The 15,197-nt window shown below is 44.8% G+C and carries 11 protein-coding genes; 1 reads left to right on the top strand and 10 read right to left on the bottom strand.

The annotated features are described in order from the left end of the window. Positions 1 to 143 precede the first annotated feature (143 nt). Positions 144 to 1,394, top strand: a complete 1,251-nt coding sequence (locus tag MLE17_RS05100) for a peptidase U32 family protein (RefSeq protein WP_243347676.1) — start codon at positions 144 to 146, stop codon at positions 1,392 to 1,394. A gap of 216 nt (positions 1,395 to 1,610) precedes the next feature. Here MLE17_RS05100 and rbr read toward each other — a convergent pair whose 3' ends face one another. The 10 genes from rbr to MLE17_RS05050 form a co-directional block, all read right to left on the bottom strand. Beyond that, entirely contained in the window at positions 1,611 to 2,189 is a 579-nt protein-coding gene (gene rbr / locus MLE17_RS05095; protein WP_243347675.1) for a rubrerythrin, read from the bottom strand. Between the two features lie 125 nt (positions 2,190 to 2,314). Beyond that, on the bottom strand, positions 2,315 to 3,082 hold the full coding sequence (locus MLE17_RS05090; protein WP_243347674.1) for a DUF2271 domain-containing protein: 768 nt from the start codon (positions 3,080 to 3,082) through the stop codon (positions 2,315 to 2,317). A 20-nt stretch (positions 3,083 to 3,102) separates the two neighbouring features. Next, on the bottom strand, positions 3,103 to 3,876 hold the full coding sequence (locus MLE17_RS05085) for a T9SS type A sorting domain-containing protein (RefSeq protein WP_243347673.1): 774 nt from the start codon (positions 3,874 to 3,876) through the stop codon (positions 3,103 to 3,105). Between the two features lie 263 nt (positions 3,877 to 4,139). Continuing rightward, positions 4,140 to 5,720 (bottom strand): hypothetical protein, encoded by a 1,581-nt coding sequence (locus MLE17_RS05080; protein WP_243347672.1) that lies wholly within the window; start codon positions 5,718 to 5,720, stop codon positions 4,140 to 4,142. 5 nt (positions 5,721 to 5,725) lie between these two features. Then, entirely contained in the window at positions 5,726 to 6,727 is a 1,002-nt protein-coding gene (locus tag MLE17_RS05075; RefSeq protein ID WP_243347670.1) for a cytochrome c3 family protein, read from the bottom strand. Between the two features lie 31 nt (positions 6,728 to 6,758). Beyond that, positions 6,759 to 8,363, bottom strand: coding sequence for a cytochrome C (locus MLE17_RS05070; RefSeq protein WP_243347669.1), 1,605 nt, complete (start codon positions 8,361 to 8,363; stop codon positions 6,759 to 6,761). Between the two features lie 12 nt (positions 8,364 to 8,375). Beyond that, positions 8,376 to 9,707, bottom strand: coding sequence for an NAD(P)-binding domain-containing protein (locus MLE17_RS05065; RefSeq protein WP_243347668.1), 1,332 nt, complete (start codon positions 9,705 to 9,707; stop codon positions 8,376 to 8,378). 3 nt (positions 9,708 to 9,710) lie between these two features. Next, on the bottom strand, positions 9,711 to 10,511 hold the full coding sequence (locus MLE17_RS05060) for a hypothetical protein (protein WP_243347666.1): 801 nt from the start codon (positions 10,509 to 10,511) through the stop codon (positions 9,711 to 9,713). Positions 10,512 to 10,649: 138 nt separating this feature from the next. After that, positions 10,650 to 14,033 carry a cytochrome c biogenesis protein gene (gene ccsA / locus MLE17_RS05055; protein WP_243347662.1) on the bottom strand — a complete coding sequence of 1,128 codons (3,384 nt, stop codon included), beginning with the start codon at positions 14,031 to 14,033 and terminating at the stop codon, positions 10,650 to 10,652. Positions 14,034 to 14,271: 238 nt separating this feature from the next. Next, the gene (locus MLE17_RS05050; protein WP_243347659.1) at positions 14,272 to 15,093 is read right to left on the bottom strand and encodes a T9SS type A sorting domain-containing protein; all 822 of its coding nucleotides are present in this window, start codon (positions 15,091 to 15,093) and stop codon (positions 14,272 to 14,274) included. Positions 15,094 to 15,197: the final 104 nt, after the last annotated feature.

Here is a 15,197-nt window from a genome sequence, read left to right as displayed (position 1 = left end):
CTCTTTTTGTGTATGATGCTTTTCGGTGCAAATTTCCCCTAATCATTCTTAAGCGTGGGTTAAATAGAATGCGTCAAAAGTGTGCAAACATTGTAATAGGTACAAATTCACTAACTTTGCCCGTCCAAACAGCTAATATACAGATGAATTTATCAGAATTTGAGATAATGGCGCCAGCCGGATCGTACGATTCGTTGATGGCAGCCATCCAGGGAGGCGCTGACTCTATTTACTTCGGGATTGAAGGACTGAACATGCGCGCCAAATCTTCCAATAACTTTACGATAAGTGACCTTCACGAGATTGCCCGTATTTGCAAGGAAAACGGACTGAAAAGCTACCTCACCGTCAACACTGTGATTTATGATGAAGACCTGCAACTGATGCGCAGCATTATAGATGCTGCTAAAGAGGCGGATTTGTCAGCAATCATTGCGAGTGATGTGGCTGCAATGACCTACGCCCGTTCTATCGGCGTGGAGGTGCATTTATCTACGCAACTGAATATCTCAAACGTGGAGTCGTTACGTTTTTATGCTCAGTTTGCCGATGTGGCGGTATTGGCCCGAGAGCTCAATCTTGATCAGGTAAAACATATCTTCGAGACCATCCAACAGGATAAAATCACCGGCCCGTCTGGAGAGTTGATCCGTATAGAGATGTTTTCGCATGGGGCGTTGTGTATGGCTGTTTCAGGAAAATGCTACCTGAGCCTGCATGAGATGAATACTTCGGCTAACCGGGGCTCATGCACGCAGATTTGCCGCCGTGGCTACACCGTAAAAGACAAAGACTCGGATATTGAACTCGATATTGACAATCAATATATCATGTCGCCCAAAGACCTGAAAACGATTCATTTCATGGATAAAATGATCGAAGCAGGTGTGCGGGTGTTTAAACTGGAAGGTCGTGCACGTGGTCCTGAGTATGTACGTGCCGTATCGGAATGTTACAAAGAGGCGATCACCAGTTACATTGACGGCTCTTTCTCACCTGAAAAGATTGACCAATGGACAGAGAAACTGAGCACCGTCTTTAATCGAGGCTTTTGGAATGGTTACTACCTGGGACAGCGTCTGGGAGAATGGACCGGTAACTACGGTTCGGCTGCTACCAAACGTAAGATCTACATTGGTAAGGGGATGAAGTATTTCTCTAACATCGGTGTGGCTGAGTTCCTGATGGAAACACAGTCGCTCAAGGTAGGGGATGAGATATTGATTACCGGACCGACTACCGGTGCTGTTTCAACTATCGTGGATGAGATTCGCGTGGATCTGAAGCCGGTACAAGAGACGGTTAAGGGAGAACGCTTCTCCATTAAACTTGCTGACAAGATCCGTCCTTCGGATAAGCTGTTTAAGGTGGTAAATGCTAAAGATTTGAAATAATCAGATTACAATATATACATGGAGAGCCCTGCCGGATTTATTTTCGGTGGGGCTTTTTTGTTTTTGATTCAATATCAGTGTGTTTCATATCGCAGAGCTAATATCTTTACAAACGTCAGCAATTTCGTAAACTAAAATAGACTGGCTGTAGTTGACACCAATGGCTGAAAAAGCAAAAAGCATCCCAATTCAATCAGGATGCTTTTGTAGAATATCTTAATAATTTGTTTTCTTCGGTTCGAAATAGGCTTTTGGGTGTTCGCAGGCCGGGCAATTTTCCGGAGCTTTCTTCCCTTTGTGTACGTATCCGCATTCGCGGCATTGCCACTCTATCTCTTCATCGCGTTCAAAGACCTTTTCTGCCAGTACACGTTCAAGCAGGGCTTTGTAGCGGGCTTCGTGCTCAGCTTCTACTTTTGCAATCATCTTGAAGGCCGTAGCCACTTTCTTGAAGCCTTCTTCCTCGGCGATACGTGCAAATTCAGGATAGAGTTCTGTCCACTCTTCGTTTTCACCGGCAGCAGCGGCAGCAAGGTTTTCGGCTGTGGTGCTGATGATGCCGGCAGGATAAGAAGCGGTGATTTCCACCATTCCGCCCTCGAGGAATTTAAAGAATTTCTTTGCGTGGGTTTTCTCCTGTTCGGCAGTTTCAAGAAAAACAGCAGCAATGTGTTCGTATCCTTCCTTCTTGGCCACTTTTGCAAAGTAGGTGTAACGATTGCGAGCCTGTGACTCACCTGCAAATGCTTTGAGCAGATTCTGCTCGGTCTTTGTTCCTTTGATACTCTTTTCCATAATTGTCTGATTTAAAAGGTTACTTATATTTGCATTTCTCTGAAATACAAATATAACTTTTTCAAACTAATAAACGCTGAAAAAGAGCATTAGTTCACACCTCTATAAGGAGTGAAAGAGGATTCTTAATGCAGGAGGACTTTATGCGTTTCGGTATAATGTTTTTCATCCATGATTTTGACAACATAGACTCCATTGATAAGTGTGGCAAGATTCAACTCCAGATGACCATCGCCGGCATTTAAGCCTGTTGCTTGTTGCTGCATTCCTTTCGCATCATAAACAAACGCTTTGACTTGATTATGAACGTTAGGGTCAAAATCAATTTTCAGTAACTTATCTCCGGGAACTACGTAACAGTTATACGGAACATTAACCGTGGTAGAATTCACAGCTGAAGGCATCGAAACCGATACCAAGACATTGTTGAAATAACCGGAGTTTGGAAAAGAAAAAGTCCGGCTACCACTGCTCTTTGTAAACTCATACTGTGTATAGCGGCTTGACCCGGACTGACAATATTCTACGTTGAAATAATATTTGCCATCGGCAATGACCTTCCCGTCACGTCCTTTCATGTCCCAGGAAGAGGAAAATGAGGGGACGGAAACATAGGTAGCTCCGGTGGTCGCATCTACCGGTCCCCAGTTGAATGAACTTTTCCAGTAATAAAGATAGCTGATGTAAATGCTGGCGTGACAATCGAGCGTTTTGAGGTTTGTCCCGTTTGCATCGGTTATCCATGCTGCAAAAACCGTTCTCCCGCCATAGACGCTCGTGTAATTTACCGGTGTTGCTGTAAAGGAAATAGTCTGGGCGGTAGCCGTTATTCTAAGAAATAAGAAGAAAAATGAAAGTGTAATGCTGCGTAATATCGTGTACTTATTTGGCATGTCATGCTGGTTTTGGATGATTATCGGAGAATGACTTTATGGGATTCGGTATGATGTTTTTTATCGGTGATTTTGACAATATAAATACCATTCAGTAAGGTGGCTAGATTATACTCCAGATTTCCATATCCCACATTGAGTCCGGTCGCTGATAGTAACATTCCTTTCGTGTCATAGATTGAAACGTTTACCAGTCTATGCTCGTCCGGGTCGTAGTCAATTATCAGTTTCTTTGCTCCGGGTATCACATAGCAGTTAAATGGAACATCTACTGATGTCCCAGCGACGGCAGAGGTCGGGGAATTATACGTAATAGAGACGTTTGTAAAGTAGGTCGAATTAGGAAACGAATAGGTCTGGGAATCTGCTGTTTTAGAAAAAGCGTATTTAGCAAACTTACTGGTGCCTTGTTGGGAATATTCCACATTGAAATAGTAGTTCCCATTAGGGACTGTCATTCCATCGCGGGAGTTACAGTTCCAGGTCACAGTGTAAATCGGAATGGAAGAGTAGGTTGCTCCGGTTGTTGCATCAGCGGCACCACCGTTGAAGGAGGCCCTCCAGTTGCTCAGGTAAACGATGTAGGTCTTGGCACGACAATTCAGTGTTTTGAGGTTATTCCCGTTGATGTCGGTAATCCATGCCGCAAAAAGCGTGGCGCCACCCCAGCCGGAATAATAGGCTACGGGAGAAACATTGAAAGTTACGGTTTGCGCAAAATTGAACTGAAAAGTAAAGATGAAAATCAGAATGAACAGATATAATTTTTGCTTTATCGGGAATGTTTTTATCATGTCCTAGCGAAAGGGTTATTTACTGAATGTTTCTTAGGGTGATATCCTATCGGTGTGATTGGATAAATACAAATATAGTCTCATAATCAATTCGTTCGGGGAAATGTTTGTTCTTTTCATCTATTTTTAGATGACAAGAGTGAAGCGTGAATAAATCCTTCTTAATTTATAATCAGGATAAATAGATTCGGCGTATGATTCTTCTAAATAAGAAACCCTATGACCAGAATCCAGTCATAGGGTTTTATCGGAATTGAGTCTGATTAAAATCGTTGGGTCAGGTTCAGGAAGATGCGGTGATAATTGGGTCCGCTCTCTTTCGTAAACTCATAATCAGCGGAAAACATCAACCGTTTGGCCACCTGCCAGTTGAGAGAAAATTCCCCGATATTCTGAGGCAGAGTCGATGGAGAATTATTGAACTGGTAGTCAACTAACCGGTATTCCAGTTGGCCGAATAATTTACCCGGAATGATATCCCGTGACAAAGATGCTCCATAGATAGTCCCATCAAGATACTGGGTTTTTAACAGAGTCGCATTAATCATTAACGAAGCGTGAATCCATGGCAAGTCAGGGAAACTGAGGTAAGTCGAAGCATTTTTTGAAATATGAGGAGTATTTAGCCCGGCAGAACCGCCCCATGACAAGAAGCGAAAGGGCCGGTAATTAAACTGGAACCGCAATCCCTGACGGGTTTCTTTGTCGATGGTACTATCCACCCGGTTTTTGAATGTCTCGTAGTAATAGACATTCTTGCGGGCATCGTAGCTCATCGAGAGCGAGAGTCTTCGCCACGGATTGTATCGCAATGACAGATAGGTGCTGGTCAGGTCGAACGTATTGGTCGCTTGTCGGTTTTTATCCAGTTTATACAGGTCAAACTCAACAGAACCAAAGAAGTCGACCTTCTTCAGCAAAGTGTTACTGTGTTGGAAATAGCCAAACCGACGGTCAGTATTGAAGCTGTTCATCTGATTAAACAACCCCAGGGTAGAACGCATCCTTCCTCTGCCTTTTTGGTAATAATGCGAGGCATAAGCGCCAAATTCCAACAGGTTGGGATTTACTCCGTAATCGTAATAGTCAGGGCGAGAACCCACAACAGCTCCGTAGGCAAAGTGACCGACTGATTTCTCATATTGCAATCCGTCAATTGCCCCGAGATTGGCAATATTGGCATTAATCTTTCGTCCGAATGAAGCGGCTGAGGTAGAGTCAATATCGTATTTGAGCGACAGGGCGTAAATCTTCAGGTAATGGGAAATGTTTGAAGAAAACGGCAGGCTGTCATTGCTGTTGTGCGAAACGGCAATATTCGCTTCTCCGGAGAATCTAGAGTTATTGATGTGACTGGCATTCAAAGCAAAATTATACCGGAAGCGAGAGTTATTTCCGTAATCCGAAATATCGGAATAGGAAGATAAAGAGAGTCGTCCGTCGATTTTTTGTCGGTTGCCTTTCATCAGGTTATCCGCATTCAGAGATTGGATGGCTTTGTTGTTGAGGTCAACAGATGCTTTTGCCTTCTCTTCGTTATTATCTGCAATTATTCCTTTTTTGTGAATGGGTCTTGCAAATACTGGAGTAGCCAGCGGTAGAGACAGCTGGTTAAGCGGTGTACAGACGCAGGAGATGGAAGAAAATTCTTTGACCAGCATGGCTGCGGTTAGTTTCCCTTTTTGGTTGACATACAATGTATCACCCACACCAATTCCGGAGGTGTTTTCGAATTTCACATACACATTCTGAGTACTGAGAAAAGATACAGACCCCGTTAACCACTCTTCCGCAGAAAGCGATAGTGTGACAAAGATTAATGTTGTTAGAAGGAATATTCTCATCTTTCTTAATAGTCAAAGTTGTGGCACTTTCTGCAATCCGGTTTCCAGGTTTCGTTGTTGTCGTGGCATTCCAGACAGCCCTTTCCGTTGTGTTTGCTTTTATCCCGCCAGTTTTTATGGTTTTTGAATTTCACAATATTCCATCCGAGATAAGTATGACATTCGCTGCACTGATGGCTGGCAAATGCGGTATTGTGTGCAGGGTAAGCTTGTTTGGCTTGGTATAGTTTTCCTTCGTGACATGATTTGCAGTCCGGGTCTAGCTTATTCTCAGGCCCAAATCCAAATACGTGGCATTGGTCACATGATATATTATGACCACCTTTTAGCGGGAAGAACCCGTGTTCAAATCCTTTACCATTGTAAGCCCAACTTCTTCCCACCATATTGTGGCAACGATAACAGTCTGTATTAAACCCAAATTCACGGTGGGTTCCTGTTCTTGCAGAGCTTGGGTCAACAATATTAGGTTCTGTGATTTTCGATGATTCATACACCTGATAATGACAAGCGTAGCAGTCGGTGTGCATATTTTCAAACTGCAATTGAGAAGCTGACTTATGACATCGACGACAATCTGCAGCAGCATGTGCGCCCACCAATGCAAAGCCCTTCTGCTGGTGAATCTGCTTGATGTTAGTCACTAGCCAAGAACTGGTGTTGTGGCAACGTTGACAATCGTTCCCTACAGTCTGTTGGTGTACGTCGGTATGACACGAATTACAATCACTTTTTGCCTCGTTAAAGAGCAGTGTCGGGTGGCATTTCCGGCAATCGAGCATTTTGTGTTGCCCTTTGAGTGGGAAATGAGTCCGTTTGTCATGGTTAAAGGTGGTCATCGCCCGTACTTTCCAGCCATTCGGGTCGTGACATTCGCTACACTCGATGTGCAATCCCTTACCATGCGGGGATTTTGCCGATTTCGCCATTTGCCCAAAGAGAGTCATTCCCCATATGAGAAGGAATGTAAGGCTTATAAATCTATGCATCTTTAGCTTCTTCACCATGCGTTATTCTTTTTCGGAAATCGTTTATACATCAGGAGTGGCAGGTAGCACAGGCAATACTTTTGAACTTGTACTGCACGTATTTATTCCCTTTTGAGTCGGATACTTCTTTGTGACATTGCTCGCACTTCACATTGGAGTGTTTTCCTTCCAGTTTGAAGCGGGAGGTATTGTGTTCAAATCTGGACGCTGTCCACTTGTCCGTTCCGTGGCAACGGGAACAATCCGTTTTTCCATTTACGGCAAACTGGTCGTGGTGGTTGTCCTTGTGGCATGCCTGACAGTCGGTTGAAAGCGTGTTGAACTTCTGCTCTTTGACGCCCATCGAATTTTTAGCATAATGACAGGCTGCGCAGTTCGTTTTTGCATGTGCCCCGTCCAACGGGAACTGCGTGCGGTTGTGGTCAAATTTCACGGCTGCCCAGTTGCGCACATTGTGGCAGGAAGAACAGTCGTTATTTGCCATAAACTTATCGTCGATAAATCCTTTATGCACGTTGGCGTGGCAATCGACGCATCGGGTAGGAGTTTGTTTGAAAGTCCAGTGGCCTTGCTTATTATGACAGGCCATGCAGGGTGTTGCCATGTGTGCACCTTCCAGTTTGAACTTCAGTTTGTTGTGACGCTCAATGGAGAACTTCGTCTGCTCAAAACCGTTGTTGGTGTGGCATTCGATACAGTCCGGTGAAACACCGTTACGGGCAAATTCTCCTTTATGGTAGTCGGTATGACAATCCGAGCATCGGTCGTGCTTGATAGGGTCGGTCATGTTCTGCGTCTTGTGGCATTTACGGCAATCCACCTGTTGGTGTTTTCCGACCAGTTTAAATGCAGTTTTATCATGGTCAAAAGAGGAGATGCCTTTGATGGCATGCCAGGACTCTTCCGAGTGACAGCGTTTGCAGTCCTGACCGAACTTGTTTTCATGAGCATCCTTGTGGCACGGGGTACAGTTTTCAAACGGAAGGCTGGTAAAGCGTTGAATCTTTTTTCCGTTCAGCATTTCGGATTTGTGACAAGCCGCACAGCTGACCGTCTGGTGTTTTCCCAAAAGTGGATATTGGGTTTTATTGTGGTCAAAGCCGGTTATATGCGGTTTCTTGAAGCTCTCGAATCCGTGACAGGTTGCACAATTTGCCGACATCTTACCCTGGTGATAATCGAAGTGACAGGTGGTACACTTGCTGTTTAGCCCCATGAAGGTATTGGGGTTCTTCTTGTATTTGGGGTCAGAGATAAATTCTGCTTTGTGGCAATTGCGGCACTCTTTGCGGGCATGTACTCCTTTGAGTGTAAAGCCGGTTTTGCTGTGGTCAAATTTCTTTTGGTCGAAACGGGTCATGCTGGCCATTTTGCCGTGGTGTTCCTTGTGGCAAAAGGCACACTCTTTGGACATGACCTCATTCGAGGCATGGAATCCGTGATGGGCAACCTGTTCGGCTTTGATTTCTTTGTGGCAATCGAGACATTTCTGGCTGGAGACTTTTTTCCCTATCGTATGACATTTGGTACAGTTGGAGACTCCTTCAAGATTTGCATGCGCTTTCGTCAACTCTCCCGGTGAGATTTGAGCATAACTGCTGATGGCAAATACCAATGACACAATAAACGCAAACAGAATTTTTATTTGCTTCATAAAGAGCTTATATCAATGTTTTAAAATCACTTCTCCGTGCTTGGTGGACATGCTTATTCCCATCTTCTTAAGGAACTGGACGGGAAGCTCGCCACCGGCAAATATATAGACCCTGTCGTTTTCGAGCTGATGGATTTCATCCGACTCGCCGATTTTGTATGAAACGCTATGTGGGTCAATAGAAACGAGATTCGTGTTGAATAAAACATTGACGCTACCCTTCGCCATCGCATCGGCAATTTTATGGGCATTTTTCTGTTTGATACGGGAAAATGCCTCACCACGGTAGCAGAGGGTTACCTGGTTTTGGGGAGCAAGCAGTAGGGCGCTTTCGACAGCCGAATCGCCACCACCCACTATGACAATCTTCTTGCCGTGAATATCTTCCGGCTCGAGCAGGCGGTAAGCTACCTTTTCGGTCATTTCACCCGGAATGCCGAGCTTACGCGGAGTACCCCGACGACCAACCGCCAGCAGTACTTTTTGAGTGGTATAGGTTTCTCCCGTAGAGGCGGTTATTTTGAAATAGCCGTTTTCGGGATGAATAGATTCTACTTTAATATTTTCCTGAATGGAAAGTTTGTTTTTGGACAATGCTGTTTCCCACAAGTGCATCAGTTCAGGTTTCGTGGTTTCCACCAGCTTAACTTTTCCATAAAGCGGAAGCTGCATCGGAGAGGTCATCACGATTTTCGAGCGCGGAAAGGTAGCAATGGTTCCTCCCAACGTATCTTGTTCCAATGTCAGCACTTTCAGGCCGTTCTTTTTGGCATTCAGGGTAGCGCCGATTCCTGCAGGACCGGCTCCAACCACAATCAGGTCGTATTCAGCCGGAGAGTCTTTTTGAATAATCTGAGAAATGTATTCCACCGCTTCGGCACCCTGGGTCACCGCATTTTTGATTAATCCCATGCCGCCCAGTTCGCCGGAGATGAAGATACCCGGAACGTTTGTCTCAAAATTGTCGGAGAGTTCGGGTATATCCACCCCTCTTTTCTCCGTTCCGATATAGAGGGAAATGGCTCCCACCGGACAAGCCTTTACACAAGCACCATGCCCAATACAAAGAGAGGCATTAATGGTCGTGGCTTTACCATTGCGGATGCCGAGAATATCCTTTTCGGGACAAGCCGTGATACAGGCACCGCTCTTCAGGCAACGATTCGGGTCAACCACCGGATAGAGCGTGACTGGTTCGTGCCAGCCCTCCTCTTTGGCAATCTCGATTTTGTCCTCTACCTCCTTTGATTCCCGTTTTTGCTTGATGATGTAGATAAGCAAAATGACTGTAATCAGGAGAAAGGTAAACCCGTAAATGGCTATTTGTTCGATAAATGTATTCATAGTTCAGAATATCCAAGAGTATCCGAGTGAAAGGGTGATGGCAACGTGAATGACCATGATGACCAGCATAATCAATGCAAAAGGCAGGTGAATGACATGCCAGTAGTGAAAGATTTTATTTAGCTTGTTCAGCCTTCTAATCCGGTTGGATAGGTAGTGCTGGCTTTTAACCATGCGCTTCACTTTCCGAATGTCTTTTTGCGAGATTCCTTTTTCCGACAGATAGGCTTTTACTTCCGAATGATGCAAGTTAACCAGTTCCGAGAATTCCAAATGATACCGGTTTTTGAGTTCCAGAATCACTTCGTCCTGCATCCCTTCCAGTTCAACCAAACTGAGTTCACGACCTTCAATCGTACGGGGAATCGCGATATAGATAAATCGTCCGATGACTCCGCTTACCCAAACTGCTGCCATGCTCCAGAAGCCGATGGAAATAATCCCGCCAAACTTAAAGGTCGTATGAAATAACACCATGATTGCCCCCAGCGTGCAGCTGAAGATATGGAAATCGAGCCAGTATTTTAAAGTACCCCAACGGGCGAAAACTTTCAGGTGTTTTCGTGCCATATAGGAAAAGAGACCAATCAATATCAGTAGCGTTCCCACGATTCCCAATCCGTGGCCATATATTCCGCTTGGATTCCACAGGTTATAGAGAATATTCGGGTCGGGATAGGGCTTTACGCGTTCCGCTTCGGGAAGGGAGTAAAACGCATAACCGTAATATCCTATCGTTACAAAGATCGCGATGGGAATAATCGTGTAAAAGGTCAACAGAATCCTGTGAGTAGAACGCTTCATGCTGTAAGAAAGTTTTGATGTCCAAACTTGTAAGGAGAATCCTGAAATGCCCCAACAAATTTATAAAAACATTAATCATGATAGATGCAAATGCTCCAAAATGTTTGAGATTTATAATCTGTGGCTGTTTCAGGGAGTTTATTCCTTGATTTCTTTATCGTTAACGGGTCTGCTGGCAAAGAGAAAATTATTCTTCCTTTCCGCCATAAATGCCAGTACGATAATGGCAATGACCGCCAGTGCAAAGATGAATAACGCATCGGGCATGGGCGGTGGAGTACCCTTTCCATAAGAGTGCATGCCGGAGAGGTAATAGTTCACCCCAAGGAAAGTCATAATAACGGTGCCGAATCCGATAACGGACAAAGCGCTCAAAATATAGGGATGATTTCCTCCCGGAATCATGCGTACATGCAGAATGACCGCATATACCAGGATGCTGACCAGTGCCCAGGTCTCCTTGGCATCCCAGCCCCAGTAACGTCCCCATGATTCGTTGGCCCAGACGGCGCCCAGGAAGTTGCCGATAGTCAGCAGAAATAGTCCGATAATCATTGCCATTTCAATGATGTAACTAAGTTCTTTGATATTGTCATTCAACCTTTCCTGATTGTTTTCTTTTTTTGCAATCATCAGAATCATATTCACCAGACCTAATAACATCGCCATCGCAAAGAAGCCGTAACTTGAGGTGATAACTGCTACGTGAACCACCAGCCAGTAAGATTTCAAAACCGGTACGAGATTTGTGATTTCAGGGTTCATCCAGCTCATGGCAGCTACAATCAGAGCCGTCGCTGAGAGCAATGCCGTAACGGAGAAGGCCATCGGTGATTTGCGGGCAAAGAGCAGCCCGGATAAGCTTGCCGCCCAACCTACAAAAAGCATACTTTCGTAGCCATTACTCCACGGGGCGTGACCTGAGATGTACCAGCGCAATCCCATTCCCGCAGTATAGACGACAAAAAGCGCGACCAACGGGTAGTAGGAAAAGTCAAGGACCTTTTGAACTCCTTTTCTGTATTTGAAGATATTGAGCAGGTGAAGTCCGAGCAGGATGGCACCGACTGTAAAATAGATATAGGCCAGGTTGTTAAAGAGATCCCATTCGTTGTAGAGAATCTCCGTTTTCACCTGTGCAGCTGATGGCAATGTGATACTGCTGTTTTGCTGCTGATACTTCTCTATTTTAGCTAAAGCATCTGAAGCTGCCCTCCAGTTTCCGGATTTTGCAGCTCCATTTACGGCTTTTATGTAAGTTCCCAACAGTCCTTCCGGAGAATTCTCAGGAGCCGGAGCTGTTGGGCTTGCAAACATTGACATTGGTGTTTTTTGATTGCGGGTACATGCTCCCATAGAGGGGTCTGGCATAGACATATTGCCCATACCAATGTGAGGATTCATACCACCATCAGTTTCGGAGGAAGCGTCAGATGGTATGTCTTCATCTGCGGGAGGCATTTTCATGCCGTTGTCAGAGCCCGTGCCGGCGTGACTGGTTTTGTTTTTGGCACAATAGGGACATCCGTTTGCAGAACCTGAAGTGGTCATTCCGGTCTGTTTGGCGGCACTCCATTTTCCATTCGTAGCACTCTTTTCCGGGAAAAGGGCAAGCAGCGAACCGTCAAATATCTGGCTGCAAATGTTGAATCGCTCGTCCAGATAGACCACCTCTTTTTCGTAGGTGTTGCGTTTCGATTGGTCTTTGATATAAGCCTTATCGACGATACCGCTCAGTTTGTAGCTTCCGGTTTTGGTGTCAAAAAGCTGATTATAGGAGATATGCCCATCTTTGGCTCCCAACTCTTTGGCCAACTGGTCGTGATTGACCTTGATGATGGGTTCTTTTTTCCAGTCTTTAGGGTTTGTAATCATACCCAGCAAAACCTCTTCGGGGCTTTGTCCTTTATACGCGTTTTTCTTGTAGATTTTGCGTAAAATGTCCGATGAGTAGGTGCTGATGGGTTCAATCCTACCCTCTGCTCCGTCCTGAACGAGCAAACGGCTGAATGCTTTCAGGTGCTCCGCTTTTGAAACAGATGAATTATTTGCAGCAAATGTTGAGACGGTTATCAATAGAGCAAGGATCGTAATCACTTTGCGCTTCTGTTGCAGCTCGTCAGCCATCCGGATTAGCTTCTGAAAGCGGCTCCGTTTGTTGAAAAGCGTCATACCCATTCCAATCACCAACATGAGGTACCCGATGTAGGTCACGAACGTTCCCCAATAGTCGTGGTTGACGGACAGAATGGTCCCCTGTTCGTCTTCATCGTAAGAAGACTGGAAGAAGCGGTATCCTCTGTAATTCAATATATTATTCATAAAAATACGGTAAGGACGCACACTCTTGCGTTCGGTATCTTTCAGCGTAATTTCGCTGGCGTAGGAGGAGGGGCTCATGGAACCCGGATAGCGGTCAAGCTGAAAAGCCCTGAGTGTAAGACTAAATGGCAATATGCGGGACATTTTGCCATAAGATACACTCACTTTTACCCCGTTAATCAGACAGCTTGAAGAGATCGGTTTGTCACTCTCATCCTTGAAAACATTGATTTTCTTTGTGCTGTTACCCTCTTTGACCGCGAGAGTCAGGGCATCAACGTCCATATTCATCTCTCCTTCCGAAGCAGAGGCCTGGGTCAATGTTTTGGCCGCTTTCGGCATAAATCCTTTGATCATAAAGACAATTTTACCTACCCGATAAACTGTGTTTTCTTCACCCTGACACAATTCTCCCGGAGTTACCGGCACAGCATTCTTGCGGTCAATCATACCGGAAGCCATGGTTCCAGTCTTGGTAATCGTCTCTTTCGACTTGAAATAGAGCACATTGTCTTTTGTGGAAAATAACACATCTGCCGAATCCTTGCCTTCAAATCCGAAGGTTACTCCGCCGATGTCGTTTTTCTCATTGCCGAAAAGCGTCACATCCATACTTTGCTCGGCGCCACTCATGATAAAGAGCGATACAGCCGGCTCGCCCTGAGTATCTGCCTCTATCATCTCCCGGGCATTGGGCACAAAGAGGGTATTTTCCACCTCAATGCTTTTTCCACCTACCTGTAGCGATTCATTAAAGGTGTTGTCTTTCGTCTCTCCGAAATCCACTTCGGTGCTTTTCTCCGCCTTTTGCCCGTTATATTCCGCCTTAATGGTCACGACGGTCTTGTCAGTGGCAATGGTATTGCTGGTCTCTCCCTGGCGGATGTGCATGATACCTTCATAACCGAAGAACCGGGTGATAGCTGCACCGGCCAGAATGCAGATAAAAGCGACATGGAAAAGCAATACGCCCCATTTCTTTTTAGGAATCAGTTTCGTACGGTGGATAACGATCACCATATTGATAGTCAGTAGCGTAAGCAGAACTTCTACCCATAAGGCATTGTAAACCATCGAACGGGCAGTTGGCGTGCCCTGACTGTTTTCGACAAATGTGGCATAGCCGATGGCTACAGCAAAAATGACCATCATTACGATGCTGGCCCGAATGGAGGTCAGGATATGGATGAGTTTCTTCATAGAGGAGGTGTACGTTTTATTTCCGTTTTAAATAGCTTTTTCCCTACCTAAATGGTAGTAAAAAGCACTGTGAGAAGTAAAACGTAAAAGTAGCAATATAAATATATTCGATATGCTGTTTTTAGAGCAAACTGTCCTTATTTATAAATGAAATGCAGTGTGTGGCTCAAAATAAACCTAACAGGTTTTTAAAACCTGTTAGGTTTGAATTCTGGAAGTTGTTTTTTATCTAAACGGATTAATAGACAAGTATTTTATTGGTCGCTGAAGTACCTGTCGCATCTGAGACTTTCACAAAGTAAACGCCATTGGGAAATCCCGCAGCGCTAAATGTACTGTTTACGTTAGTGATTGCTTTTTTGAAAATCAGAGCCCCCCTGCTGTTATACAGCGAAACATACAGATTATCGTTGTTCGTATTGTCCAGCTTTACCTGAATCTGCTGGCTGGATTTCAGATAGCTCACCTGTAGGTTGAGATCGTTTTGTACAAGTTCTACACCGGAGGAAAGTGGGGCATATTGTAAGGTTGCATTGGTAAAATATGAGCTTACATTGGTGTAAGTCAGATTCTGTGACGTTGTTCCTTTCGTGAAAACATATTGTGCGTATTTCTCGCCAGAAGCCTCTTCTGCAAATTCCACATTGACGTAGTAGGTTCCATCTGCAACGACTGTTCCGGATACGTTTTTACAATTCCAGACAAAGGGTTTGCGAACAACGGCCCCCGTTGATGTCGTATTTGTCCCGTTGGTATATAAGGCATTGTGAATGCTCATTGTAGCTCCGGTGGTTGCGTCTGTGACATTCTTGGTTGGTGTTGACGTAATCCATTTGGAAAGGTAAGAGATACGGGTTGCAGCTTGTCGGTTGATGGTTTTGACAAATGTTCCATTGGCATCGGTAATCCAGCAGGCAAAAACATTTGGAGTCGAGCTGCTTCCGCTTGGAGAAACCGTTGTTACGTTAAAAGTCACTGTTTGAGCTATAGCTGATAAGGAGAATAAGGATCCAATGGCTATTGCTGTTAGTTTTTGTTTAAAGCTAATTTTAGTTTTCATAGGTCTTCGATTTATGGGGTTATTTTATTCTGAAAGTCAAGTCTAAATAGATGAATAAGCCTCGTTGCAAGATATGCTACAAGTTTAGTGGTATAATGCAAATA

Origin of the sequence: Parabacteroides sp. FAFU027 (assembly GCF_022808675.1) — a bacterium.
In the GTDB taxonomy this organism is placed as follows: Bacteria; Bacteroidota; Bacteroidia; order Bacteroidales; family UBA7332; genus CAXXIC01.
The sequence above is the reverse complement of the archived record's forward strand: the minus strand, read 5'-3'. Positions and strand labels throughout refer to the sequence as shown.

Bases quoted from the DNA above. Each gene is read 5' to 3' on its own strand.
- MLE17_RS05100 (WP_243347676.1), top strand. From the start codon at position 144: ATGAATTTATCAGAATTTGAGATAATGGCGCCAGCCGGATCGTACGAT.
- rbr (WP_243347675.1), bottom strand. From the start codon at position 2,189: ATGGAAAAGAGTATCAAAGGAACAAAGACCGAGCAGAATCTGCTCAAA.
- MLE17_RS05090 (WP_243347674.1), bottom strand. From the start codon at position 3,082: ATGCCAAATAAGTACACGATATTACGCAGCATTACACTTTCATTTTTC.
- MLE17_RS05085 (WP_243347673.1), bottom strand. From the start codon at position 3,876: ATGATAAAAACATTCCCGATAAAGCAAAAATTATATCTGTTCATTCTG.
- MLE17_RS05080 (WP_243347672.1), bottom strand. From the start codon at position 5,720: ATGAGAATATTCCTTCTAACAACATTAATCTTTGTCACACTATCGCTT.
- MLE17_RS05075 (WP_243347670.1), bottom strand. From the start codon at position 6,727: ATGGTGAAGAAGCTAAAGATGCATAGATTTATAAGCCTTACATTCCTT.
- MLE17_RS05070 (WP_243347669.1), bottom strand. From the start codon at position 8,363: ATGAAGCAAATAAAAATTCTGTTTGCGTTTATTGTGTCATTGGTATTT.
- MLE17_RS05065 (WP_243347668.1), bottom strand. From the start codon at position 9,707: ATGAATACATTTATCGAACAAATAGCCATTTACGGGTTTACCTTTCTC.
- MLE17_RS05060 (WP_243347666.1), bottom strand. From the start codon at position 10,511: ATGAAGCGTTCTACTCACAGGATTCTGTTGACCTTTTACACGATTATT.
- ccsA (WP_243347662.1), bottom strand. From the start codon at position 14,033: ATGAAGAAACTCATCCATATCCTGACCTCCATTCGGGCCAGCATCGTA.
- MLE17_RS05050 (WP_243347659.1), bottom strand. From the start codon at position 15,093: ATGAAAACTAAAATTAGCTTTAAACAAAAACTAACAGCAATAGCCATT.